19 protein-coding genes are annotated in these 25,842 nt (G+C 70.4%); 9 read left to right on the top strand and 10 right to left on the bottom strand.

What is annotated here, in order from left to right; genetic code table 11:
• Positions 1-30: 30 nt before the first annotated feature.
• Complete coding sequence (locus IEY79_RS24540) at positions 31-1,095, bottom strand: ATP-dependent DNA ligase (RefSeq protein WP_189109744.1); 1,065 nt, start codon at positions 1,093-1,095, stop codon at positions 31-33.
• 74 nt (positions 1,096-1,169) lie between these two features.
• Here IEY79_RS24540 and ligD point away from each other — a divergent pair, with 74 nt between their 5' ends.
• Positions 1,170-2,201, top strand: coding sequence for a non-homologous end-joining DNA ligase (gene ligD, locus IEY79_RS24545; protein WP_189109745.1), 1,032 nt, complete (start codon positions 1,170-1,172; stop codon positions 2,199-2,201).
• A gap of 143 nt (positions 2,202-2,344) precedes the next feature.
• Here the strand turns inward: ligD and IEY79_RS24550 are convergent, their stop codons facing one another.
• Complete coding sequence (locus tag IEY79_RS24550) at positions 2,345-4,507, bottom strand: OmpL47-type beta-barrel domain-containing protein (RefSeq protein ID WP_189109777.1); 2,163 nt, start codon at positions 4,505-4,507, stop codon at positions 2,345-2,347.
• A 62-nt stretch (positions 4,508-4,569) separates the two neighbouring features.
• The gene (locus IEY79_RS24555; RefSeq protein WP_189109746.1) at positions 4,570-7,047 is read right to left on the bottom strand and encodes a ThuA domain-containing protein; all 2,478 of its coding nucleotides are present in this window, start codon (positions 7,045-7,047) and stop codon (positions 4,570-4,572) included.
• Between the two features lie 203 nt (positions 7,048-7,250).
• On the opposite strand from IEY79_RS24555, the gene IEY79_RS24560 reads away from it, so the two are divergent.
• From IEY79_RS24560 to IEY79_RS24570, 3 genes are all read left to right on the top strand, one after another.
• Positions 7,251-8,294: a multicopper oxidase domain-containing protein gene (locus tag IEY79_RS24560; protein ID WP_189109778.1), complete on the top strand. Its 1,044-nt coding sequence runs from the start codon at positions 7,251-7,253 to the stop codon at positions 8,292-8,294.
• A gap of 175 nt (positions 8,295-8,469) precedes the next feature.
• A complete protein-coding gene (locus IEY79_RS24565; protein ID WP_189109747.1) occupies positions 8,470-9,264 on the top strand; it encodes a VOC family protein in 795 nt (264 codons plus the stop codon).
• A gap of 85 nt (positions 9,265-9,349) precedes the next feature.
• The gene (locus tag IEY79_RS24570; protein WP_229701087.1) at positions 9,350-9,661 is read left to right on the top strand and encodes a WhiB family transcriptional regulator; all 312 of its coding nucleotides are present in this window, start codon (positions 9,350-9,352) and stop codon (positions 9,659-9,661) included.
• Between the two features lie 323 nt (positions 9,662-9,984).
• Here the strand turns inward: IEY79_RS24570 and IEY79_RS24575 are convergent, their stop codons facing one another.
• The 5 genes from IEY79_RS24575 to ssgD all read right to left on the bottom strand — a co-directional run bounded on the left by IEY79_RS24575 (position 9,985) and on the right by ssgD (position 16,716).
• On the bottom strand, positions 9,985-10,959 hold the full coding sequence (locus IEY79_RS24575; RefSeq protein WP_189109748.1) for an acyl-ACP desaturase: 975 nt from the start codon (positions 10,957-10,959) through the stop codon (positions 9,985-9,987).
• Positions 10,960-11,074: 115 nt separating this feature from the next.
• Positions 11,075-11,851 (bottom strand): dimethylargininase, encoded by a 777-nt coding sequence (gene ddaH, locus IEY79_RS24580; RefSeq protein ID WP_189109749.1) that lies wholly within the window; start codon positions 11,849-11,851, stop codon positions 11,075-11,077.
• A gap of 128 nt (positions 11,852-11,979) precedes the next feature.
• Positions 11,980-14,250, bottom strand: a complete 2,271-nt coding sequence (locus IEY79_RS24585; protein ID WP_189109750.1) for an ATP-binding cassette domain-containing protein — start codon at positions 14,248-14,250, stop codon at positions 11,980-11,982.
• Between the two features lie 131 nt (positions 14,251-14,381).
• Positions 14,382-16,016, bottom strand: a complete 1,635-nt coding sequence (locus IEY79_RS24590) for an ABC-F family ATP-binding cassette domain-containing protein (protein ID WP_189109751.1) — start codon at positions 16,014-16,016, stop codon at positions 14,382-14,384.
• Between the two features lie 283 nt (positions 16,017-16,299).
• Positions 16,300-16,716, bottom strand: a complete 417-nt coding sequence (gene ssgD / locus IEY79_RS24595; RefSeq protein ID WP_189109752.1) for a spore wall synthesis regulator SsgD — start codon at positions 16,714-16,716, stop codon at positions 16,300-16,302.
• A 198-nt stretch (positions 16,717-16,914) separates the two neighbouring features.
• Here ssgD and IEY79_RS24600 point away from each other — a divergent pair, with 198 nt between their 5' ends.
• Entirely contained in the window at positions 16,915-17,655 is a 741-nt protein-coding gene (locus IEY79_RS24600) for an endonuclease V (protein ID WP_189109753.1), read from the top strand.
• Positions 17,656-17,750: 95 nt separating this feature from the next.
• Here IEY79_RS24600 and IEY79_RS24605 read toward each other — a convergent pair whose 3' ends face one another.
• Positions 17,751-18,941, bottom strand: coding sequence for a saccharopine dehydrogenase family protein (locus IEY79_RS24605; protein WP_189109754.1), 1,191 nt, complete (start codon positions 18,939-18,941; stop codon positions 17,751-17,753).
• 372 nt (positions 18,942-19,313) lie between these two features.
• Here IEY79_RS24605 and IEY79_RS24610 point away from each other — a divergent pair, with 372 nt between their 5' ends.
• From IEY79_RS24610 to IEY79_RS24620, 3 genes are read left to right on the top strand one after another with little or no spacing between them, the layout of a single operon-like run.
• A complete protein-coding gene (locus IEY79_RS24610; protein WP_373292617.1) occupies positions 19,314-20,399 on the top strand; it encodes a CaiB/BaiF CoA transferase family protein in 1,086 nt (361 codons plus the stop codon).
• Positions 20,400-20,414: 15 nt separating this feature from the next.
• Positions 20,415-21,629, top strand: coding sequence for an acetyl-CoA C-acetyltransferase (locus IEY79_RS24615; protein WP_189109756.1), 1,215 nt, complete (start codon positions 20,415-20,417; stop codon positions 21,627-21,629).
• 52 nt (positions 21,630-21,681) lie between these two features.
• A complete protein-coding gene (locus tag IEY79_RS24620) occupies positions 21,682-23,856 on the top strand; it encodes a 3-hydroxyacyl-CoA dehydrogenase NAD-binding domain-containing protein (RefSeq protein ID WP_189109757.1) in 2,175 nt (724 codons plus the stop codon).
• A gap of 18 nt (positions 23,857-23,874) precedes the next feature.
• Here IEY79_RS24620 and IEY79_RS24625 read toward each other — a convergent pair whose 3' ends face one another.
• Positions 23,875-24,660, bottom strand: a complete 786-nt coding sequence (locus tag IEY79_RS24625) for a MerR family transcriptional regulator (protein WP_189109758.1) — start codon at positions 24,658-24,660, stop codon at positions 23,875-23,877.
• 245 nt (positions 24,661-24,905) lie between these two features.
• On the opposite strand from IEY79_RS24625, the gene IEY79_RS24630 reads away from it, so the two are divergent.
• A complete protein-coding gene (locus IEY79_RS24630) occupies positions 24,906-25,778 on the top strand; it encodes a putative protein N(5)-glutamine methyltransferase (RefSeq protein ID WP_189109759.1) in 873 nt (290 codons plus the stop codon).
• Positions 25,779-25,842: the final 64 nt, after the last annotated feature.

The raw sequence follows: 25,842 nt of genomic DNA on the forward strand, positions 1-25,842 counted from the left end.
CAGGCCCGCCCGGATCACTGGGAGGGGGCCTCAGCCGGACGCGAGCACCTCCGCCAGGTCGTACCGGACCGGCTCCTCCAACTGCGCGTACGTGCACGAGCCGGGAGTGCGGTCCGGGCGCCAGCGGCGGAACTGCGCCGTGTGCCGGAAGCGGTCGCCCTCCATGTGGTCGTACGCCACCTCGCAGACCAGCTCCGGCCGCACCGCGACCCACGACAGGTCCTTCTTGCCCGTCCAGCGGCTCGGGGCGCCCGGCAGCCTCGCGCTCTCGTGCGCCGACTCCCGGGCCCAGGCCGCCCACGGATGGCCCTCCGCCGACTCCATCACCAGCGGCGCCAGCTCGTCCACGAGCTCGGCCCTGCGCTTCATCGAGAACGCGGCGCACACCCCCACGTGCTGGAGCGTCCCGCCCGCGTCGTACAGCCCCAGCAGCAGCGAGCCGACGACCGGACCGCTCTTGTGGAGGCGGTATCCGGCCACGACCGCGTCCGCCGTCCGTTCGTGCTTGATCTTGTACATGACGCGTACGTCCGGCCGGTACGGCAGATCCAGCGGTTTCGCGACCACCCCGTCGAGGCCGGCGCCCTCATAGCGGCTGAACCACTCCCGCGCCAGCTCCACGTCCGTGGTCGCCGGCGCCACATGGACCGGGGCGGAGACCCCGCCGAGTGCGTCGACGAGAGCGGTGCGTCGCTCGGACTGCGCGGTGTCGAGCAGCGAAGTGTCGTCGAGAGCCAGCAGATCGAAGGCGACGAAGCTCGCCGGGGTCCGTTCGGCGAGCGTGCGCACCCGGGAGTCCGCCGGGTGGATGCGCTCGCTGAGCCGGTCGAAGTCCAGCCTGCCCTCGTACGCGATCACGATCTCGCCGTCGATCACACACCGCTCGGGCAGCTCGCGCCGGAAGGCGGTGACCAGCTCGGGGAAGTAGCGGGTCAGCGGCTTGCCGTTCCGGCTGCCGATCACCACCTCGTCGCCGTCCCGGTGGATCAGCGCACGGAAGCCGTCCCACTTGGCCTCGTACTGCATGCCGGGCGGGATCCTGGCCACGGACTTGGCCAGCATCGGTTTCATCGGAGGCATCACCGGCAGGTCCATGCCCCGATTGTGCGCGGAACGGAGGCGGTCCGCCCAATATGCGCGGCGGGGGAGCCGGGCCTACGGTGGCGCGTATGGCGAGCAAGGGCGCGGCGGTGGAGCTGGAGGTCGGCGGTCGGGCCGTACGACTGTCCAGCCCGGACAAGATCTACTTTCCCGACCGGGGTTTCACCAAGCTGGACGTGGCCCAGTACTACATCGCGGTGGGGGAGGGGATCACCCGCGCCCTGCGGAACCGGCCGACCACCCTCCAGCGGTACATCGAGGGCATCACCGGCGAGTCCTTCTACCAGAAGCGGGCGCCCAAGAACCTGCCCGACTGGATCCCCACCGCCCGTATCGCCTTTCCCAGCGGACGCACCGCCGACGAGATCTGTCCCACCGAGCCGGCCGCCGTGCTCTGGGCCGCGAATCTCGGCACGCTGACCTTCCACCCGTGGCCCGTACGGCGCGGGAACACCGAGCACCCGGACGAACTGCGTATCGACCTGGACCCACAGCCCGGCACCGACTTCCAGGACGCCGTCAGGGCCGCGCACGAACTGCGTGCCCTCCTCGACGAGCAGGGGCTGAACGGCAGGCCCAAGACCTCCGGCGGACGCGGTCTGCACGTGTTCGTGGCGATCGAACCGCTCTGGACGTTCACCCAGGTACGGCGCTGCGCGATCGCCGTCGGCAGGGAGCTGGAACGGCGCATGCCGGGCCGGGTCACCACCGCGTGGTGGAAGGAGGAGCGCGGCGAGAAGATCTTCGTGGACTACAACCAGACGGCGCGCGACCGCACGATCGCCTCGGCCTACTCCGTACGCCCCAATCCGGATGCCACGGTCTCCGCGCCGCTGCGCTGGCAGGAACTGGACGACGTGTCGCCGCGCGACTTCGACGTGGCGACGATGCCGGCCCGCTTCGCCGAACTCGGCGACGTGCACGCGGACATGGATTCCGAGGCGCACAGCCTGGAGGGGCTGCTGGAACTGGCCGCCCGCGACGAGCGCGACCACGGCCACGGCGATCTGCCGTATCCGCCGGACTACCCGAAGATGCCGGGCGAGCCGAAGCGCGTCCAGCCGAGCCGCGCCCGTGACGCTCCTCCGGAGGAGTCCTGAGACCGGCGCTCACACCGCGTTCGCCCGCGACGGCCGGTTCCCGCGCCCCTGACGCCGAACGGCGAAGTGCCCCTCCCACAAGGGAAGGGGCACTTCTGTCGGCTCAGCCTCCTACGGAGGTGTCGTTCTCATGACGCGTCCGGTCACAGCTCCTTGATCCGGATGTCGCGGTACGAGATGACGTCCGTCGTGCCGTGCACCTGGAGACCGACATAGCCGGAGGAGTAACGCCGGCCGTCGGTACCCGGGTCACCGGCGCGCGGCGGAGTGAACTCCTGGCCACCGATGTTGTCGAACTCGTTGATCACGACACCGTTGCGGGTGATCGTGTAGTGCTGGTCGACGACCTTGATCTCGTAGTCGTTCCAGCTGCCCTTCGGGGTGACGCCCGCGCCGGCCAGGCCGACACGGTCGAAGCCGTAGAGCGATCCCGTCTTGTACATGTCGCCGTCCGGGCGGTCCAGGATCTGGACCTCGTGCCCGTAGTTGATGGCGACCCACTCCGGCCGGCTCTCCAGCGGGTGACCGTTGACGTTCGGGAAGCGCACGAAGACACCGCCGTTGGCGTTGCCCGTGCCCGGCGCGTCGTCACGGAACTGGAGCTTCAGCGAGAAGTCGTCGTACTTGCGCTCCGGGAACCAGAGCATGCCCATGCCCTCGACGGTGGTGCTGCTCGTCATCGCACCATCGGCGGAGAGGGCGAACTTGCCGCCGCCCACCTGGGCCCAGTTGGAGAAGGTCTCCTCCGTGCCGTCGAAGATCGTGCGGTAGCCGGTCGTCTGACCCGGCTTGCCGATCTTCGACTGCTTGGCGGCCTTCGTGATCTTCGTGTGCTCGCGCTTGTCGATCACACCGTCGGACTTGAGCTTGTCGAGCACCGAACCGACGTGCTTGAGGAACAGCGCCTGCGAGGACCAGTCCTTCTCGTCCTCGATCAGCTCGTTGATCGTGCAGCGACTGGTGGTGAGCCGGTTCGGCACACCGGTGTCGACCGCGCCGACGATGACCGTCAGCCGTACGTCGTACTCGGGGCAGTTGGGGGCCGGAACGCCACCGCCCTTGGCGATGGTGAACGTCACCTCCTTGGCCGCCGAGGTGTTGCCCGACTTGTCCGTCGCACGGTGCGCGAGCTTGTGGTAGCCCACGGCGTCGACGATCACCGGCTTGGTGTACGCGAGGTACGGACCGCCGTCGAGCGAGTACTCGATCTTCTCGACGCCCGAGAGGTCGTCCGTCGCCTTGAGCGTCGCCGTGGCGCTGGTGATGTACGCGCCGTCGGAGTTCTTCTCACCGCTCACGGCCGCGGTCGAAACCGGCGCCGTCGTGTCCTCCAGCGGAGGCTCGACGACACTGAAGTCGACGGCCTTCTCGGCGGCCGCGTTGCCGGCCTTGTCGGTGGCCCGGTAACGGACCTTGTGCGTACCGACCTCATGGACCATCACCGGCGCGTCGTAGGCCTGCCAGGCCCCGTCGGCACCGATCGCGTACTCGATCTTGTTGACACCGGAACCGGCGTCGGACGCGGTCACGGTGACCGTGGCCATACCGAGGTACGCGCCGTCCTGGTCCTGTTCACCCGTCACCGTCGCCGAGGTCTCCGGCGCGGTCGTGTCGCCGGTGTCCGGCGCCACGACCTTGAACTCCGCCGTCTTCTCGGCGGCGGCGTTGCCGGCCTTGTCCGTCGCCCGGTATCTGATGGCGTGGTCGCCGACCGTGTTGACCACCACCGGAGTGGTGTACGGCTGCCATTCGCCGTCGGCCCCGACCGCGTACTCGATCGTGTCGACACCCGAACCGGCGTCGGTGGCGGAGAGCGTCACCGAGGCCTGGCCGATGTACGCGCCGTCGGCGTTCTGGTCGCCGTCGATCTTGGCGGCCGTCTCGGGCGCGGTGGTGTCGTCACCGCCGCCACCTTCGGTGACGGTGAAGGTGCCGGTCATCTGGCCGTGACCGGGGATCGTGCAGAAGTAGCGGTAGGTGCCCGGGGTCAGTACGACCTCGGCCGTCTGCTTACCGCCCTGCGCGTCCTCCGGACTGGCCATCAGGTTGAGCGTCACGTCGTTGTTGTAGTCAGGGTTCGACGTGTCGAAGGTGACCGTGTGCGGCATCGACGTGGTGTTGCCGGTGGCCTTGCTGTTCTCGAAGACGATCGTCGCGGGACCCGCGACGGCCGTCGTCGGGAACGTCAGGTACTCCGTGGTGGAGTTGCCCGCGGTCCAGTTGAGCACCTGGGCCGCCGCCATCGGCGACTTCCCGTTGGTGTCGCGTCCGAATGCCTGTGTCGAGGTCAGCCCCAGCACCAGCATCAACGAGCCCAGCAGGGCCGTCCACAGGCGTAGAGGTCGTTTTCTCACTGCGCCGCCCTGTCTCACTGCGCCGCCTTCCTGGCCAGATCCGCGGCGGCGGGAGTGGCCTCGCCGCCCTTGTACGTCACGCGCCACAGCGCGGACTTCGCGTCGGAGGTGAAGAAGCCACGTCCGTAGTCGAGCACGTAGAGCGAGCCGTCCGGGGCGAACTTCCAGTCCATGAGGTTGCGGATGCCGCTCTCACCGACGGGGATGATCTCCTTCAACGACTCCGCGTGCACGGGCAGTCCGCCCTTGCCCGCGGTCTTGGGGTCGAGTTCCACCGCGTGCCTGGGCTGGGTCTGGTCGTAGAAGTCGCCCACGAACCACTTGCCGTCCCAGTACGACGGCCACGCCTCGGCGCTCGCGTTGGCCGCGTCGAACCGGTAGAGGGGACCGTTCATGGTCGCCTGGCCACCGCCCTTGAGCCACGGGAGGAGGTAGGTGGCTTCCGCCGCCTTGTAGCTCGGGATGCCGTTCGCGTCACGCGGGTAGTCCGGCGCGCCGCCCTGGGGCGAGTACCAGATGGTGTTCCCGGTGATCGGCGGGATGTTGACGAGACCGTCGTTGTTCGGCGACTCGTTCTTCGGCGCGTCGCAGTCGTACCAGCCCAGCGGCTTCGACGGGTCCGGCAGATTGCGGTCCCGGTAGGGCTGCTTGTTGCCCATGCAGTACGGCCAGCCCTGGTTGCCCGCCTTGGTGATGGCGGCGAAGGTGTCGTACTTGGCCGGGCCCCAGGTGGTGCTCGGGGCGCCCGCGTCGGGGCCGACCCAGCCCGCGTACAGGGTGTCGGTCTTCTTGTCGACGGAGATGCGTGCCGGGTTGCGCACACCCATCACATAGATCTCGCCGCGCGTCTTGCCGCCGCCCTCGGCGGTCTCCTCACCGGTGAAGAGGTTGCCGTCGGGCAGGGTGTACGTGCCGTCGTCCTCGGGGTGGATCCGCAGGATCTTCCCGTTGAGGTTGTTGGTGTTACCGGCCGTACGGCGCGCGTCCGCGAAGGAGACGCCCTTGTAGTTCGGCTGCGGGTTGTTGCCGGAGTAACCGTCGGTGAAACCGGAGGAGTTGTTGTCCCCGGTCGCGATGTAGAGGTTGCCCTTGGAGTCCCACGCCATGCCGCCGCCCGCGTGGCAGCAGCTGTTGATCTGCACGGGCCAGCTCAGCAGGACCTTCTCGGTGGAGAGGTCGAGCTTGTTGGTCGCGAGATCCAGGGTGAACCGCGAGACCTGACGCTGCGCCATCCGGGTGTCACGGTTGATCTTGGAGTGGGGTGTGTAGTGCAGATACACCCAGCCGTTGGTCATGAAGTCGGGGTCCAGCTCGATGCCGAGCAGACCCTCCTCGACCTTGGTCAGCTCGTCGCCGCCGCCCTTGTTGCCGAAGATGGTCAGGCCGCCGGCCTTGGTGACCTTCTTGGTCTTCGGGTCGTAGACGTGGATCTGGCCCTCGCCCTTGCCGATGTCCGGGTTGGCCCAGTCGGTCACGACGGGCTGGGTGTTGTCGCCGCCACCGCGGCCGATGTAGAAGACGCGGCCGTCGGGCGCCACGACGGTGCCGTGCGGCTCGCCGATCTGGTCCGACTCGCCCGGCTTGTTGGGCTGGGTGACACGCTCCGCCGTGTAGTTGGAGGTGATCGTCGCCTTGCAGTCGGCCCGCGAGATGCGCGTGGTCCACTGGAGGGCGCCGCGCAGGTGGTCGCGGAAGTCGGCCTCGGCGTACGAGTCGACCGTGGCGCCCATGCCGGTGTAGAAGGAGCGGCCGCCGTCGTAGTCGCGGCACCAGGAGATCGGGTGGTCCGCGCCGTTGGCGCCCTCACCCGGCTTGTAGGTGCTCTCCCGGAGGCGGGCGACGGTGTGCACGTCGCCGGTCGGGTTCTGGTCCCAGTTGAACCACTTGTCGGAGCGCTTCCACTCCAGCGGCAGGTTCTTGGTCGCGGGGTGCTGGCGGTCGCCGATCTCGACGGTCGCCTTCTGGACGGTGTCCGGGCTCGCGTCGTCGGGACGGGCGCCGATCAGTCCGGTGAACCACTCCGAGTACGGCTCGGTGCGCGCCGCGTCCCGGATACCGAGGAAGCCTCCGCCGGCTTCGACGAAGGCTTCAAGTCCGGCCTCCTGCTCGGGATCCAGCACATCGCCGCCGCCCGTCAGGAAGACGACCGCGTTGTACTTGCCGAGCTTGGTGGCGTTGGTGAAGACCGAACCGTCACCGTTGGTCTCGGTCTTGAACCGCTGGGCGGCCGGGCCGGTCAGGCCGATCTTCTCGATGGCCTCGATCCCGGCGTTGACGATCGGGGACTCTTCCGACGTCGAGCCGTGGAAGACGAGTACCTTCACGTTCTTACCGCCGGGCGGCGAAGGAAGGGACAACGTTGTCGACGGCGGCTCAGGGTACGGACCCGCCATGGCGTTTCCGCCTAGCAGAGTCGCGGCCATGGTGCCGGCCACCACGGCCGCGGCCATTGCGCGCCGGGATCTTGACCGGCGATGTGGTACGCGCTGCATGTGTTCACCCACCCATCTTTGGTCACAGCAACAGGCGTGAAGCTAGACCTCTTTCGGTGGCGAGCCAAGAGGTATCACCAGAATGGAACTAACTTTGTCCTGAGTGTGGATAAACGAAGATCCCCGAGCTACCGTGTGGCCGTCCCGGGGCTTCACTGTGTCCCGACAGTCTCAGCACCGCATGTGGGGAGTTCGGCATGGCGATGGACAGACGGAGTTTCAACCGGCGCCTCATGGCCGGCGGCGCGGTTGCGGCAACTGGCGTGACATCGTTGTCCGTTGCCTCGGCCTCCTCGGCCGCCCCCGCGCCGACCGCCGCCGCGGCGGGCCCGAAGCGGGCACCCGCCGGCGGCAAGGTGCACCATCTCACGATGGTCGCCGAGCGGTTGGGCACGGGGAAGATCGGCTACGGCTTCGAGAAGGGCAAGGCGACGGTCCCCGGCCCGCTGATCGACATCGTCGAGGGCGACACCGTCCACATCGAGTTCACCAATCTCACGGACGTCGACGCGAGCCTGCATGTGCACGGTGTCGACTACGACATCGCCAACGACGGCACCCGTATGAACAAGAGTCACGTTCCGCCGGGCGGCAAGCGCACCTACACCTGGCGCACCCACAAGCCCGGCAAGCGCGCCGACGGCACCTACCGCGAGGGCAGCGCCGGCTACTGGCACTACCACGACCATGTCGTCGGCACCGACCACGGCACGGGCGGCATCAAGCAGGGCCTCTACGGTGGCCTCGTGGTCCGCCGGGAGGGTGACATCCTTCCCGACAAGCAGTTCACGATCGTCTTCAACGACATGCAGATCAACAATCTGCCGGGGGCCGAGAGCCCGAACTTCGAGGCCACCGTGGGTGAGCGTCTCGAAGTCATCATGATCACGCACGGCGAGTTCTACCACACGTTCCACATCCACGGTCATCGCTGGGCCGACAACAGGACCGGCCTGCTCAGCGGCGCCGGTGACACCAGCCGGATCGTCGACAACAAGATCACTGGACCGGCGGACTCCTTCGGCCTCCAGATCATCGCCGGCGAGGGCGTCGGCGCGGGCGCGTGGATGTACCACTGCCACGTACAGAGCCACTCCGACCAGGGCATGGCGGGCCTGTTCCTGATCGCCAAGCCGGACGGCACCGTTCCCGGGTACGAGCCGCACCACCCGGCGCCGGCGAAGAAGAGCGCCAAGGGCGCGAGCGCGCAGGGCGGCGCCGCGCGGAGCGCACACGCGGGCCACTGACAGGCACGCGGTGAGCGACACGCGGTAACCGACGCACCGGCTGTCGCCGCGCGCCGGACGGCGATCCTCGGCCCGTCCGGCGCGCCCCGCGCTCTCCCGTCGTACACATGCGGGGGCCCCGACAGGTAGCAGACTCGGGAGTGGAAGCGTTCGGGGGTCTCTCTGAGGAGCCGTGATGCTCACCACCCGTTATGTGCAAGGTTCACCGAACTGGGCAGATCTCGCCACGCCCGACATCGAGGGTGCGAAGTCCTTCTACGGAGGTGTCCTCGGCTGGGACCACGTGTCGGCCGGCCCCGAATTCGGCGGCTACGGCATGTTCCAGCTGAACGGGAAGACGGTCGCGGGGGCCATGCAGCTCCCCGCCGAGCAGGCGCCGCCGGCCTGGACCCTCTACCTCCAGACCTCCGACGCCGATGCCACCGCCACCGCGGTGAAGGACAACGGCGGCACGGTCGTCAACGAGCCGATGGCCGTGCGGGACCTCGGCCGGATGACCCTGTGCGCCGACCCGGCCGGGGCGGGCTTCGCCACCTGGCAACCGGGGACGAACAGCGGCCTGGAGGCCGTCGACGGTCCTGGCAGCCTCTGCTGGGCCGAACTCACCACCCCGGACAAGGACGCCGCCACCGGCTTCTACGGCTCCGTCTTCGGCTGGGAGACGAGCACCACGCCGATGCCGGGGGGCGAGGGCGAGTACACGATGGTCCACCCCGCCGACAAAGGCCCGGACGGCATGTTCGCCGGGATCGTCCCCTCGGAGGCCGACCCGACCTCCGACACGACGGGGCCGAACTGGCTCCTGTACTTCGGTACGGCCGACTGCGATGCTGCGGTGGCGAGTTCGGACCGGCTGGGCGGCACAACCGTCCAGGAGCCCACGGACATCGAGGGCGTCGGCCGTTTCGCCGTGGTGAACGACCCGTACGGCGCCCGCCTCGCGTTCATGCAGGGCGCGCAGGACGCGTGAACGGCAGGGGCCGGAAATCGCCCCTCCAGCGGCTCTCATCAGGTCGTTGATCGAATGTTTATGGCCACCGGGCAGCGTGTGCGCCATGCAGATCGATGCGACGAAAACCCTCACCGGCATCACCGGGCGCACGGGACAGGAACTCGCCTGGCAGGAGAACGCCCTGTGCGCCCAGACAGGGCCCGAGTTCTTCTTCCCGGCCCCCGGCTCGTCCACCCGCGAGGCCAAGCAGCTCTGCGGTGCCTGTGAGGGACGGCGCGCGTGTCTTGAATACGCCCTGGACAACGACGAGCGCTTCGGCGTGTGGGGCGGGCTGTCGGAGAAGGAGCGCGAGCGGCTGCGCCGCCGCGGTTCGGCCGGCACCGGAGCCGGGCCGGCCGCGTCCGAGACCGCCTGAGCCGGTTCGCGGGACCGTCGGTGCGGTCGCCGGGACCGTCACCGGAAAAGCGTCGTCGCCGACTCCGCCGAACGGGGCGGGGGCGGCGACGACGAGGGATGTGCCGGTGAGGAGGAGACGGGTGCCAGGTGCCCGGCCGTACGCCGTGAGGGGCGTACGAGGCCCGGTCCCGGTACCCGGGGGAGCTCCGCCTCGTGGAAGGGGCACGCCCCGGTGGACGGGTGATCGGTCCGTGCCGCCCGTCGAAGGGCCGGAGCCGCCGCGTCGGCGGAGGACGCCGGCGGCTCCGGCGTCGCCGGATCGGCCCGGCGGCCCGTACGGGGTCAGCCCGCGGCGCGCGCGGCCATCCGCGCCTTGCGGGCGGCGAGCTTCTCGTCGAACTTGCTCGCCTCCGTGTCCAGCCCACCCATGTACATGCCCAGCTCCTCCTGCGCCTTGAGGCCGTCGGGGCCCAGCCCGTCGATGTCGAGCACCTTCAGGTAGCGCAGCACCGGCTGGAGCACGTCGTCGTGGTGGATGCGCATGTTGTAGATCTCGCCGATCGCCATTTGCGCGGCCGCGCGCTCGAAGCCCGGCATACCGTGCCCCGGCATCCGGAAGTCCACGACCACGTCACGCACCGACTGCATGGTGAGGTCCGGGGCGATCTGGAAGGCCGCGCCGAGCAGATTGCGGTAGAAGACCATGTGCAGGTTCTCGTCGGTGGCGATACGCGCCAGCATCCGGTCGCAGACCGGGTCACCCGACTGGTGGCCGGTGTTGCGGTGCGACACGCGGGTCGCCAGCTCCTGGAACGCCACGTAGGCGACGGAGTGCAGCATCGAGTGCCGGTTGTCCGAGGTGAAGCCCTCCGACATGTGGGCCATCCGGAACTGCTCCAGCTTGTCCGGGTCGACGGCGCGCGACGCGAGCAGATAGTCGCGCATCACGATGCCGTGCCGGCCCTCCTCGGCGGTCCAGCGGTGCACCCAGGTGCCCCACGCGCCGTCGCGGCCGAAGAGACTGGCGATCTCGTGGTGGTAGCTGGGGAGGTTGTCCTCGGTCAGCAGATTCACCACGAGGGCGACCTTGCCGAGGTCGGTCACCTTGGACTGCTGCGGCTCCCAGGCCGTGCCGTCCTCGAAGAGACCGGGGAAGTTGCGCGCGTCGGACCAGGGCACGTACTCGTGCGGCATCCAGTCCTTGGCGACCTTGAGATGGCGGTTGAGTTCTTTCTCCACCACCTCTTCCAGCGCGTACAGCAACCGGGCGTCGGTCCACGCCTCAGAACTGCCGAGATGGGGAGAGGTGAGTGTCACGAGTGCTCCTGGGGACGGGAGTGGTACCTACGGGTTCGTAGGTTACGTGACCGTAGGTTAAGGGTGCGGTAAGCCGTGAGCCAAGACCGGATCCGCGATGCCCGTTTACATGTGGTTATGTGCGCAGGTCGCGGAGCCGCACCGAGAGACAGGTCACGCATCCTTCGAGCTTCTCGAACTCGCCGATGTCGACCCGGATGTGCTCAAGACCGAGATCCGCGAACAGTTCGGCGCTGCGCGGCGCGCTCGCCGCCATGAGCACCTTCTCGCCACCGAGCAGCACCACGTGCGATCCCGCCTCCTCGGGAACGGCCAGGAAGCGCGGGAAGAGCGACGGGTCGTCGACGAGCGGCGTGTGACCGATCACGGTCCCGTCCGGCAGCGCGGTCACCGCCGATTTCAGATGCAGCACCTTGCTCACCGGTACGGCGACGACCCGTGCGCCCAGTGGCTCGAACGAGGCGCGCACCTGGCGTACACCCTCCGCGTTGGTCCGCCCGCCCCGCCCCACGTACACCGTGTCGCCGACCTTCAGCACATCGCCGCCGTCGAGCGTGCCCGGCGCCAGGACCCGTTCGACCGAACAGCCGAGCGCGGTCAGCGCCTCCTCCACGGCCGAGGTCTCCGGCCGGCGCGACTCGGCACCCGAACGGGCCAACAGCGCGGCGTTCCCGAACATCACCACCGTGTCCTCGACGAACACCGCGTCCGGGCAGTCGTCGGCGGGCGCCGCCTCCGTCGTCTCCCAGCCGTGCGTCCGCAGCGCGTCCGAGTACGACTCCCACTGCGCGAGGGCCAGTTCGGCGTCGACCGGCGTGCGCTCCAGATGGGTCACCAGACCCTCGGTGAGGCGTGGGCCGGGGCGTCGGATCAGGGCTTTCCTGCTGGGCATGGGGCCTCTCCGGGTGGCTGTCGCGGGCGGGTCCGGCGGATTGGGCGGGTCCGGCGGTCGGACCAGGATCCGCCCACGCTACGGCAGCCCCCGATCACCGGCGAGGCCCTGTTTCCGGCGCCACGTCCTCACACCCCGAGCTCCCGCCGCAGGTACTCGGCGGTGAACGACTTCGGGTGGCGCAGCAGTTCGGCCGGCGTGCCCTCGAAGACGATCTCACCGCCGTGCTTCCCGCCGTCCGGACCGAGGTCGATCACCCAGTCCGCGCGCTTGACCACATCCATGTTGTGCTCGACGCAGATCACCGTGTTCCCCGCGTCCACCAGCCGGTCGAGCAGCGCCAGCAGAGTGCCCACGTCCGCCATGTGCAGCCCGGTGGTCGGCTCGTCCAGGACGTACACGCCGCCCGTACGGTGCAGTTGGGTCGCCAGCTTGATGCGCTGGCGCTCCCCGCCCGACAGGGAGCTCAGCGGCTGACCGAGCGTCAGATAGGTCAGTCCCACGTTGTCGAGGGTCCGCAGCTTGCGCAGCATGGTCCTGTCGCCGCCGAACTCCTCGAAGAACAAGATCGCCTGAGCGGCCGTCATGTCCAGCACGTCGACGATGGACCTGCCGCCCACCCGGAGCGCCAGTACGGCGTCGTCGAACCGCCGTCCCTCGCACACATGGCAGACCGTCGTCACCGGGTCCATGAACGCGAGGTCGGTGTGGATGACCCCGCGACCCGCGCACCCGGCGCACGCGCCCGACGAGTTGAAGCTGAAGAGCCCAGGCTCGACGCCGTTCTCCTTCGCGTACACCTTGCGGACGGTGTCCATGGCGCCGAGATACGACACGGGGGTGGAGCGCGAGGAGGCCGTGATCGCTCCCTGGTCGATGACGATCGCGTCCGGGTGGGCGGCGGTGAAGACCTGGGAGACCAGCGTCGACTTGCCCGACCCCGCGACACCGGTCACGGCCGTCAGCACCCCGGTGGGGAACCGTACGTCGATGCCCTTCAGATTGTGCAACGCGGCTCCCCGCACCGGCAGTTGACCGGTGGGGGAGCGGAAGCCGTCCTTGACGGGGGTACGGCTCACGAGATGCCGCCCGGTGAGGGTCCCGGCGTCCCGCAGCCGCTCCACCGTTCCCTCGAAAACCACCTGTCCGCCGTCCGCGCCCGCGCCGGGCCCCATGTCGACGACATGGTCCGCGATCGCCACCACGTCCGGGTCGTGCTCCACCACCAGCACCGTGTTGCCCCGGTCCCGCAGCCGCCGCAGGAGATCGTTCAGCCGGCCCACGTCACGCGGGTGCAGGCCCACGCTCGGCTCGTCGAAGATGAAGGTCAGCCCCGTCAGCGAACTCCCCAGATGGCGCACCATCTTGAGCCGCTGCCCCTCACCGCCGGAGAGCGTGGTCGTCTCCCGGTCCAGGCTCAGATAGCCGAGCCCGATCCCCACCAGCCGGTCGAGCCGGTCGCGCGCGGCGGCCGCGATCGGCGTCGCCACCGGGTCGTCGATCGCCGCCAGCACGTCCACCAGGTCTCCGACCTCCATCCGGGTGTAGTCGGCGATGCCCAGGCCGTCGATACGGGTCGCGAGCGCCGCCTCGTTGAGCCGCGCCCCGCCGCACGCGTCGCACACCCGCTGCGCGGTGAACCGGCTCGCGGCCTCCCTGCGCTTCTCGGACAGGCTCGCCGTGTCCCGCTTGAGGAAGAGCCGGGTGAAGCGGCCCACGACACCCTCGAACCGTACGTCCGCCGAACCCGTCCGCATCTCCAGCCTGACGGTGAAGTCGCCGCCGTGCAGCAGCAGTTCGCGTTCCTCGGCGGTGTACCGGTCGAGCGGCTTGTCCGGGTCGAAGTGCCCCGACCCGGCGTACAGATTCCACTCCCAGCTGCCCACCGAGAGCCCCGGCAGCAGCAGCGCGCCCCCGTTCAGGGACTTCGACCAGTCGACCGCGCGGTCGAGGTCGAGCCGTACGACCCGACCCACGCCGTCGCACTCCCGGCACATGCCGGACGGGTCGTTGAAGGAGTACGCGGTGGCCGCCCCCGCGCTCGGCGTGCCGTACCGCGAGAACAGCACCCGGATCACCGAGTAGATGTCGGTCATCGTGCCGACGGTGGAGCGGACGTTGCCGCCGACCGGTTTCTGGTCGATGACGATCGCCACGGACAGGTCGTCGATCGCGTCCACGTGCGGCCGCTCGTACTTGGGCAGCCGGTTCCTGATGAACGCCGTGAAGGTCTCGTTGAGCTGGCGCCGCGACTCCACGGCGATGGTGTCGAAGACGATCGAGGACTTGCCGGACCCGGAGACCCCGGTGAAGACGGTGATCCGGTCCTTCGGAATGGTCAGCGAGACGTCCCTGAGGTTGTTCTCGCGGGCGCCCACGATGGTGATGTTCTGAGGCATGGGCCCGAAGCTAACCGGGAATCCAGACAACGACTGTCCGGGTTCCCGATCGGCCTCCGATCGCCCCCGAGCCGGCTTCCCGGTGCCGCCGGACCCTTCCCGGTGCCGCCGGACCGGGCGTCGGGCGCGCCCTAGGACGCCCGCCCCGCCCGTACCTCCTCCACCGTCGTGTCACGCAGCTCGCCGTCGAGCACCAGCCATCGCGTGATGCCGATCGACTCCAGGAACGGCACGTCGTGGCTCGCCACGACCAGAGCGCCCTTGTACGCCCCCAGCGCCGCCGTGAGGCTCCGCACGCTCGCCAGGTCGAGACTGTTCGTCGGCTCGTCCAGCATCAGCAGCCGCGGCGCGGGCTCCGCGAGCAGCAGGGCGGCGAGCGAGGCGCGGAACCGCTCCCCTCCCGACAGGGTCCCGGCCTGCTGGTTCGCCCGCGCGCCCCGGAACAGGAAGCGGGCGAGCCGCGCCCGGATCTCGTTGACAGTGGCGCCGGGCGCGAACCGCGCGACGTTCTCCGCCACGCTCAGCGCGTCGTCCAGGACGTCGAGCCGCTGCGGCAGGAAGCGCGTCGGCACCAGCGCCTCGGCCTCGCCCGCGACCGGCGCCAGCTCCCCGGCGACGGTCCGCAGCAGCGTCGTCTTGCCCGCCCCGTTCCGGCCGACCAGCGCGATCCGCTCCGGGCCGTGGATCGCGAACTCGCCCCCGGCCCGCGCTCCGTACCGCAGCTCCAGCTCGCGCAGGCGCAGCACGCCCATGCCGGGATGGACCTCGGTGGCGGGCAGCTCGATCCGGATCTCGTCGTCGTCGCGTACCGCCTCCACCGCCTCGTCGAGCCGTTCCCTGGCCTCCGCGAGCTTCGCGGTGTGCATGATGCGGTGCTTGCCCGCCGAGACCTGCGCCTGGCGTTTGCGCTCCTGCATGATGGCCTTCGGCTCGCGCTTGGTGTCCCACATCTTCTGTCCGTAGCGCTTGCGCCGGGCCAACTTGACCTGTGCGTCGGCCAGTTCGCGCTTCTGCCGCTGCACATCACCCTCGGCGACGCGCACCAGCCGTTTCGAGGCCTCCTGTTCGACGGCGAGAGCTTCCTCGTACGCGGAGAAGTTCCCGCCGTACCAGGTGACCTCGCCGTCCCGCAGGTCGGCGATCCGGTCGACCAGATCGAGGAGTTCACGGTCGTGGCTGACCACGACCAGCAGCCCGGACCAGGCGGCGACGGCCTCGTGGAGCCGCCTGCGCGCGTACAGGTCCAGATTGTTCGTCGGCTCGTCGAGCAGCAGCACCGAGGGACGTGCCAGCAGCAGCGCGGCCAGCCGCAGCAGGACGCACTCGCCGCCCGACACCTCGCCGATGGTCCGGTCGAGGCCGACATGGCCGAGTCCGAGCTGGTCGAGGGTGGCCCGCGCCCGTTCCTCGACGTCCCAGTCGTCGCCGATCGCGGCGAAGTTCTCCTCGCTCGCGTCGCCCGCCTCGACGGCGAGCAGCGCGGCGCGGGTGCCGGCGATGCCGAGCGCCCGGTCGACGCGGAGACCGGTGTCGAGCACGGCGTTCTGCGGGAGATAGCCGATCTCGCCCGCCGCGCCCGTCCTGCCGCCGGTGGGGGTGAGTTCGCCCGCGATCAGCTTCAACAGGGTTGATTTCCCTGACCCGTTGGCGCCGACCAGACCGGTCCTGCCGGGTCCGACGGCCAGTTGGAAGTCCTCGAACACGATCGACCCGTCGGGCCAGGCGAAGGAGAGCGCGGAGCAGGTGATCTGGGGGGAAGCGGACATACAGGTCTCCTGGCTGCTGCGAAGGGATGCGAGGCAACGGTGGGAGACACCGGCGTGGGGCACCGGGGAGGGACGGCTCGACAGCCGAGGTCGCACGCGGAGCGCGCAGACAGAGAGCTGCGCGGCACGGTGTCTCAGGACCTCAGAAGAGCAACGTCCTACTCCGTTCGGTGACAACAGGACTGCTGTGCACCGTACGAGGGGCGGCCGGGGGGAGGCAACGTGTTTTTACGGTGGCGGACGGCCGGGGCCGGGACGCCGGGGGAGAGGGCTCGGCGGCGGGTCAGCAGGCGTCGCGCAGCAGTTCGGCGACGTCGTGGTCCAGATCGAGATACAGATGCTCGCGGCCGACCGGAACGACCCCCAGGGAGCGGTCGAGGAAGCGCCGTACCTCCGAGGTGCGGACATGGACCATCGCGACGCCTTCGGGGGCGTGGAATTCGAGGACCGTACGGTCGTAGCCGAACGGCCGCACCCGTACGTCACCGAGCCCGGCCGGTTCGTCCATCCCGACGGTCAGCAACTCCCGGGAGAACGCCCAGGAGACCTCCGTTCCCTCCAGCGTCGCCGTGGCCGGGAACGCCATCCGTACGGCGAAGGGATCCTCACCGTCGTAGCGCAGGGTCGCGGGAACGGTCTCCAGCTGTGGCGCCGAGGCGACCAGCCGGGCTTGCAGGGCCTGCTCGATGACGGTGGACAAGGCCAGCTCCCCTTCGCACGGCTCGGGCGGATGAGTCTCTTCCGCTACAGGGAAAGACGACGCAACGCGCTGAAGAGTGCTCGGTGAACGGCGTGACCTACGTCACCGTTTTTCCTACTCACGGGTCCGTCCCCACGGCGCCGCCCGGCTTCGGACGAAATCGGTCGCGGCCGCTCGCGCCACTACGCTTGGCACACCATGACGACGATCAGGACACCCGCCGACGAGGCCGAAGCCAGGGCGATCCAGGACGAGTTGCGCGAACGGGTCGTGCTCGACGAAGCGGGGCCGGAGGCCGGGACGGGGTTGGTGACCGGGGTCGACGTCGCGTACGACGACGAGCGCGACATCGTGGCGGCCGCCGCCGTCGTCCTCGACGCGGCCACCCTCGCCGTTGTGGACGAGGCGACCGCCGTCGGGCGCGTGGCCTTCCCCTATGTGCCGGGCCTGCTCGCCTTCCGCGAGATCCCGACCGTCCTCGCCGCCCTGGACGCCCTGACGTCGGACCCGGGTCTGATCGTCTGCGACGGTTACGGCCGCGCCCACCCCCGCCGGTTCGGACTCGCCAGCCATCTCGGGGTGCTGACCGGGCTGCCGGTGATCGGTGTCGCCAAGAACCCCTTCACCTTTACTTACGAGCAACCCGGCACCCGGCGCGGCGAGTTCACCCCGCTGCTGGCCGACGACGGCGAGGAGGTGGGCCGGGCGCTGCGTACCCAGGACGGGGTGAAGCCCGTCTTCGTCTCCGTCGGTCACCGCACCGCTCTCGACACCGCCTGCGCGCACACCCTGCGGCTGGCCCCCGACTTCCGTGTCCCGGAGACGACCCGCAGGGCGGACACGCTCTGCCGTCGGGCACTGCGCGAGGCCGTGGAGGCCGCCGAACGGGCCGCGGGGCCGGAGGACACGCGCGGAAATCGATCCGGCGCGGAGCGATGAGTTCCACGCGCCGCCGGAGTCTGCCCACCGGAGAGACGAGCGCGGCGGCCCGTGCTGGGGGCGGGCCGCCGCGTTCCTCCGCCGGAGCGGACGGGTCAGCGTGAGTGCGCGACCCGGAAGACCATCCCGGCCGACCGCAGCCGTTCCAGCAGCGCGTCACCCATCGCGGCGGCCGTGGTGACCTGCCCCGCTGTCCGCGGAAGGTCGTCGAAGGCCAGGCTCAGCGCCGTCTCGGCCAGCATCTTCGCCGTCTCGTCGTAGCCCGGGTCGCCGCCCGTGACCTCGGTGAACACCCTGCGTCCACCGCCCTCGCCCACGAAGCGCGCCTTGAACCAACTGCTGCTCCTGCGCGCCTCGCCCGGCCCGGTACCCGGCGCGAAGCGGTTCGTCAGGGCCCGCCGGACCGCCGGTATCTGCGCCAGCGCGGCGCCCGCGCCCGCCGCCACCGTGCCGCCCAGCGCGACCGGCAGCGTCTTGACACCGGCGAAGTGCCGGTACCGGAAGTCGGGGCCGTACCGGGGCAGCGCCGCCGCCGAGCGCGCCACCACCCGCGCGTCCAGCGTGGGCAGCGGCAGCGCCCAGAAGCCGGTCTCCTTGCTGAAGTGCGGTGTGCCCAGCGGCCCGACGGCCCGCCGTCCCACCAGCCGGGGCTCGTGCAGCCGCCGCTGCTTCGCGGCTTCCATGCTCTGCCGGCCGCGGCTCAGCGCGTTCATGGCCGTGGCGAGGGTTCCGCCGGAGAAGAACGCGTTGGTGCGCACGAACCCGTCGATACGCAGCGGCACGTCCGCCGGCAGCTGCTTGACCGTGAAGTAGGCGCCCAGATCGTGCGGCACGCAGTCGAAACCGCAGGCGTGCAGCAGCCGCGCCCCGGTCTGCCGGGCCCGGTCCTCGTACGCGACATACACCCGGTCGACGAACTCCTGCTCTCCGGTGATGTCCGCGTAGTCCGTCCCGGCCTCCGCGCAGGCCGCGACGAGACCCTCGCCGTGCCAGACGTACGGGCCGACTGTCGTGGCGAGCACCTGCGTGGACTCGGCGAGTTCCCGCAGCGAGGCCGGGTCGGCGGAGTCGGCGACCAGCAGGGAGAGGTCGGCGCAGCGCGGGGCGAGCTTGGCCAGCCGGGTCCGCAGCCTCTCCAGTCTGGCCCGGTCGCGGCCGGCTATCGCCCAGCGGCAGTTCTCCGGCGCGCTCAGGGCGAGATATTCGGCCGTGAGCGTTCCGACGAAGCCTGTCGCCCCGAAGAGCACGATCTGGTACGGGCGTTCTGCGCCGTTCTGCCTGTTCATCCAGTCCTCGCCGTAGCCGGGCCGCTGTCGGTGGCGAAGGCTAGCGCCTGGCGCGGTGGTCCGGGGGAGGGGGTGACCCGCATCGGACACCACACGTGTGCGGGTGTCCGCGCGGGATGTCATTTCGTGGAAGTCTGCGACCATCGGAAAAAGAACAAGCGCTTGCTTGCCGAGCGGCCCCTGCGGGGCTTGTGCGGAGTGGCGGGCGTTCCTAACATCATCGCTGTTACAGCGTTGGTGTCACACTGCTGGGGGCTCACCATGACAGCGACAGCGAACGGCCTCGGCGCCGACGGCCCGGCCGCGAACGGCCCGCTGGCCGGGGTGCGGGTCGTCGAGCTGGCCGGTATCGGGCCCGGCCCGTTCGCCGCCATGCAGCTGGCCGACCTCGGCGCCGACGTCGTACGAGTCGACCGGCCGGGCGGCGCGGGGCTCGGGATCGACCCGCGGTACGACCTCATGAACCGCAACAAACGCTCCGTACTGCTCGACCTCAAGGCCGACGACGGACCCGCCCGGCTCCTCGACCTCGTCGAGCGCGCGGACGTCCTCATCGAGGGCTACCGGCCCGGCGTCGCCGAACGGCTCGGCATCGGCCCCGAGGAGTGTCTCGCCCGCAATCCCCGGCTGGTGTACGGCCGGATGACCGGCTGGGGCCAGGACGGTCCGCTCGCCCAGCGCGCCGGGCACGACATCGACTACATCGCCGTCGCCGGCACCCTCTCCATGTTCGGCGAGGCCGACCGGCCGCCCACCGTCCCCGCCAACCTCGTCGGCGACTACGCGAGCGGCTCGCTCTATCTCGTCATCGGTGTCCTCGCCGCCCTCCAGCACGCCCGCACCCCCGGCGGCACCGGCCAGGTCGTGGACGCGGCGATCGTCGACGGCGCCGCGCATCTGACCACGATGATCCACGCGATGACGGCGGCCGGCGGCTGGCAGGACCGGCGCGGGGCGAACCTGCTGGACGGCGGCGCCCCCTTCTACGGCAACTACGAGACGGCCGACGGCGAGTACATGGCCGTCGGCGCGCTGGAGCAGCGGTTCTACAACGAGTTCATCGAGCTGCTCGGCATCAAGGACGACGTGCCCGCCCGCAAGGACTTCGCCCGCTGGGACGGACTGAAGGCGGCGATCACCGCCCGGTTCAAGGAGAAGACCCGCGCCGAGTGGACGGCCGTCTTCGAGGAGTCCGACGCCTGCGTGGCGCCCGTACTGTCGCTCCGCGAGGCCCCCGCCCACCCGCACCTCGTGGCCCGCGGCACCTTCACCGACCACGCGGGCATCACCCAGCCGGCCCCCGCGCCGCGCTTCTCGGCCACGCCCACCTCCGTACGGAGCGCGCCCGCGCTGCCGGGGGCGGACACCGAGGGGATCGCCGACGACTGGGACGTACCGAGCATCAGGACCAGCAACACCGCCCCCGGCGCCACCGCCTCCAGCACCTCCACCGACTGACGAAAGGCCGCTGTCTTGAGCACCGAAGCGTATGTGTACGACGCGATCCGCACCCCGCGCGGTCGCGGCAAGGCCAACGGTGCCCTGCACGGCACCAAGCCGATCGATCTCGTCGTCGGTCTGATCCACGAGATCCGCGACCGTTTCCCCGGTCTCGACCCGGCGGCGATCGACGACGTCGTCCTCGGGGTCGTCAGCCCCCTCGGCGACCAGGGCTCCGACATCGCGCGCGTCGCCGCCGTCGCCGCCGGACTGCCCGACACCGTCGCCGGCGTCCAGGAGAACCGCTTCTGCGCCTCCGGCCTCGAAGCCGTCAACCTGGCCGCCGCCAAGATCCGTTCCGGCTGGGAGGACCTGGTCCTGGCCGGCGGTGTCGAGTCGATGTCACGCGTGCCGATGGGCTCCGACGGCGGCGCCTGGGCGATGGACCCGATGACCAGCATCCGTACGGGCTTCGCCCCCCAGGGCATCGGCGCCGACCTGATCGCCACCATCGGCGGCTTCACCCGGCGCGACGTGGACGAGTTCGCCGCGCTGTCCCAGGAGCGCGCGGCGGCGGCCTGGAAGGACGGCCGGTTCGACCGCTCCGTCGTACCCGTGGTCGACGTCAACGGACTCACCGTCCTCGACCACGACGAGCACCTGCGACCCGGCACTACCGCCGACTCGCTCGCCGCGCTCAAGCCCTCCTTCGCCCAGATCGGCGAGCTCGGCGGATTCGACGCGGTGGCCCTCCAGAAGTACCACTGGGTCGAGAAGATCGACCACGTCCACCACGCGGGCAACTCCTCCGGCATCGTGGACGGCGCTTCCCTCGTCGCGATCGGCTCGAAGGAGACCGGCGAGCGCTTCGGCATGAGGCCCCGTGCCCGGATCGTCTCGGCCGCCGTGTCCGGCTCCGAGCCCACGATCATGCTGACCGGGCCCGCGCCCGCCAGCCGCAAGGCACTGGCCAAGGCCGGACTGACCATCGACGACATCGACCTCGTGGAGATCAACGAGGCGTTCGCCGCCGTCGTCCTGCGCTACGTCGCCGACATGGGGCTCTCCCTGGACAAGGTCAACGTCAACGGCGGCGCCATCGCGCTCGGCCACCCGCTCGGCGCCACCGGCGCGATGATCCTCGGCACCCTCGTGGACGAACTGGAGCGCCAGGACAAGCGGTACGGCCTCGCCACGCTCTGCGTCGGCGGCGGCATGGGAGTCGCCACCATCGTCGAACGCGTCTGACCGTCCCCCTCCGCACGGGCCAACACCCCACGCACCTCTACGGAGCAGCAGCATGAGCGAGTCCACCACCATCCGCTGGGAGCAGGACGGGACGGGCGTCGTCACCCTCGTCCTCGACGATCCCGCCCAGTCGGCCAACACCATGAACCAGGCCTTCCGGACCTCCGTCGCCGCCGTCGCCGAACGCGCGGAGGCCGAGAAGGACGGCATCCGCGGCATCATCGTCACCTCCGCCAAGAAGACCTTCTTCGCCGGCGGCGACCTCAAGGACATGATCAAGCTCGGTCCGGACGACGCCCGGCAGGCGTTCGACGCGGGCCTCGCGGTCAAACGCGCCCTGCGCACCATCGAGACGCTCGGCAAACCCGTCGTCGCGGCCATCAACGGCGCGGCCCTGGGCGGCGGTTACGAGATCGCCCTCGCCTGCCACCACCGGATCGCCCTCGACGCGCCGGGCTCGAAGATCGGCCTGCCCGAGGTCACCCTCGGCCTGCTGCCCGCGGGCGGCGGCGTCACCCGTACGGTACGGCTCCTCGGCATCTCCGACGCGCTGCTCAAGGTGCTGCTCCAGGGCACCCAGTACTCGCCGCGCCGCGCGCTGGAGAACGGGCTCGTCCACGAGGTCGCCGCCAGCACCGAGGAGATGCTGGACCGGGCGCGCGCGTTCATCGACGCGCACCCCGAGTCGTCGCAGCCCTGGGACGTCAAGGGCTACAAGATCCCCGGCGGCACGCCCTCCAGTCCCCGCTTCGCCGCCAACCTCCCCGCCTTCCCCGCCAACCTCAAGAAGCAGACCGGCGGCGCGCCCTACCCCGCCCCCCGCAACATCCTGGCCGCCGCCGTCGAGGGCTCGCAGGTCGACTTCGAGACCGCGCAGGTCATCGAGGCCAGATACTTCACCGAGCTGGTCACCGGGCAGACCGCCAAGAACATGATCCAGGCGTTCTTCTTCGACCTCCAGGCGGTCAACTCGGGCGCCAGCCGCCCCCAGGGCATCGAGAAGCGCCCGGTGCGCAAGGTCGCCGTCCTCGGCGCCGGGATGATGGGCGCGGGCATCGCCTACTCCTGCGCCCGCGCCGGTATCGACGTCGTCCTCAAGGACGTCACGGCGGAGGCCGCGGCCAAGGGCAAGGCGTACTCGGAGAAGCTGCTGGCCAAGGCGGTCTCCCGGGGCCGTACGACCGAGGCCGACCGTGACGCGCTCCTGGCGCGGATCACCCCCACCGGCCAGGTGGCCGACCTCGCGGGCTGCGACGCGGTGATCGAGGCGGTCTTCGAGGACACCGCGCTCAAGCACAAGGTCTTCCAGGAGATCCAGGACGTGGTCGAGCCCGACGCGCTCCTGTGCTCCAACACCTCGACGCTGCCCATCACCGCCCTCGCCCACGGCGTCACCCGGCCCCTGGACTTCATCGGGCTGCACTTCTTCTCACCCGTCGACAAGATGCCGCTCGTGGAGATCATCAGGGGCGAGAAGACCGGCGACGAAGCGCTCGCGCGCGCCTTCGACCTGGTACGGCAGATCAGGAAGACGCCGATCGTCGTCAACGACTCCCGCGGTTTCTTCACCTCGCGCGTCATCGGGCAGTTCATCAACGAGGGCGTCGCGATGGTCGCCGAGGGCGTCGAGCCCGCGTCCGTCGAGCAGGCGGCGGCGCAGGCCGGCTACCCGGCCAAGGTCCTCTCCCTGATGGACGAGCTGACCCTCACCCTGCCGCGCAGGATCCGTGACGAGACCCGCCGCGCGACCGAGGAGGCGGGCGGCAGCTGGACCCCGCACCCGGCGGACACGGTCATCGACCGCATGGTGGACGACTTCGGCCGCCCGGGACGCAGCGGCGGCGCCGGCTTCTACGACTACGCCGACGACGGCAGCCGCGCCGGCCTCTGGCCGGGTCTGCGCGAGCACTTCACCAAGCCGGATGTGGACGTGCCGTTCACCGACCTCAAGGAGCGCATGCTCTTCTCCGAGGCGCTGGACTCCGTGCGCTGCCTGGAGGAGAACGTCCTGACGACGGTGGCCGACGCGAACATCGGCTCCATCATGGGCATCGGCTTCCCGGCCTGGACCGGTGGCGTTCTCCAGTACATCAACGGGTACGAGGGCGGCCTGCCCGGCTTCGTCGCGCGGGCGCGTGAGCTGGCCGCGTCGTACGGGGAGCGGTTCACTCCGCCCGCGTCACTCGTGGCGAAGGCGGAGCGGGGCGAGACGTACCACGACGGCTGAGCTCCCGCGCGGGCCGCCTCACGCCTGGGTGAACGCGGCCCGCAGCTCCTCCTTCAGCGACCGCTGGAAGGCGGTGACCAGCGCCTGCACCACCATCGGCTGCATATGGGCGGACAGCGACCTCATCGCGGCCACCCGCTCCGGATCCGGCTCGCTCTCCTCGTACGGAATCCACACCTCGTCCCGGAAGAGACGCGACAGCTCGTGCGCGGCCGAGCGGGTGTGCTCCAGCAGCACCGTACGGGCGGCGAGGATCGTCTCGTGCGCGATCGGCACGTCCAGCAGCTCGACCCCGAGGCGCAGCAGCCCCGGATCGAGCCGGTAGTGGCCGGAGGAGTCGGAGGAGTCGGCCCGGGCCAGGACGCCCATCGCCGCGAGGCGGTCCACGTCCTCGTCGGTGAGGGCCCGCCCGGCGCGCCGCTCCAGCTCGGCCCGTGTCGCGTCCTCGGCCGAGTCCGGCGCCCAGGTCGCCACCAGCGCCCGGTGGATCGCCAGATCGTGCGCGCTCACGTCCGGCGGCAGCTGCTCCAGATACCGCTCGACGGCCGCGAGCGTCATGCCCTGGTGCTGAAGCTCCTCGATGAGCGCGAGCCGGGAGATATGGTCCCGGCCGTAGTGGCCCACGCGGCGGGGGCCGATCACCGGGGGCGGCAGCAGACCACGGGTGCTGTAGAAGCGGATGGTACGCACCGTGACACCGGCGCGGGCGGCCAGCTCGTCGACGGTGAGCGTCGGCTCCGGGGACGGCCGGCCGTCGGCGGTCCCCGCCCCCGCGCCGCTCTCCGTTCCGGCCTCTGTATCCATGCCGACAGTATTGCTGTCTCACCACTACTGCGAAAGACGGACGAGGAGCGTGATCCGGACGAGTCCGAACGGGCGGCGCGGGCCTCGGGCCGTGGGGTACTGTGACCCGACCTACGCAGAGCTCGACCGAGGAGGTGGGACCCATTACCGCAGTGTCAGGCCGGGTGCTCCCCACTCACGGCCGCGCGGTCCGCCCGACAGGCTGAGACCGCGGGAGCGCCCGTGAAGCGCCCCGAAAGGTTTCCATGTCGGCAACACCCTCCTCCCCGTTCTCCCCTTCCTCGCCGCCCTCCCTCACCGCCGTCGTCACCACGCTGCGCGCCGCCGGCTGCGTCTTCGCCGAGGACGAGGCCCGGCTCCTGGTCTCCGCCGCCGGCACCCCCGCCGACCTCGCCGACATGGTGAGCCGCCGTGCGGCCGGACAGCCCCTGGAGCATGTCGTCGGCTGGGCCGAGTTCCACGGCCTGCGGATAGCCGTCGACACCGGGGTCTTCGTCCCCCGGCGCCGTACGGAATTCCTCGTACGCCAGGCGACGGCCCTGATCCATCAGGCCCCCGCCGGACGGCCCGTCGTGGTCGTCGACCTCTGCTGCGGCTCCGGTGCGCTCGGCGCGGCGCTGCTCGCGACGGCGCACGACCCCGTCGAGCTGTACGCCTCCGACCTCGACCCGGCGGCCGTGGCCTGCGCCCGCCGCAATGTCGCCGCCGGCGGCACGGTCCTCGAAGGGGACCTCTTCGATCCGCTGCCGGACGACCTTCGGGGCCGTATCGACATCCTTCTCGCCAACGTGCCCTACGTACCGACCGGAGAGGTCCCCCTGCTGCCGTCCGAGGCGCGCGAGCACGAGCCGCTGATGGCGCTCGACGGCGGCGCCGACGGGCTCGACGTCCTGCGGCGCGTGACGGCCCGCGCCCCGGGCTGGCTGGCGCCCGGCGGCCATCTGCTGTTCGAGACCAGCGAGCGCCAGGTCCCGGGCGCCGTCGGCACGGTCAGGAGCGACGGGCTGGCCCCGCGCGTCGTGACCTCCGAGGAGTGGGACGCCACCGTCGTCGTCGCCCAACTGAGGGGCGCCCGGCTGGGACCGCTGACGCTCACCCCGGACCCGCGGGGCCGCTAGGGCGTGTCCGCAAAGTCTGTTGGTCGTTGGTAAGTCGTGGTGAGACGTCATGAGTTGACTGATG

Origin of the sequence: Streptomyces camponoticapitis (assembly GCF_014646115.1) — a bacterium.
GTDB lineage: Bacteria > Actinomycetota > Actinomycetes > Streptomycetales > Streptomycetaceae > Streptomyces > Streptomyces camponoticapitis.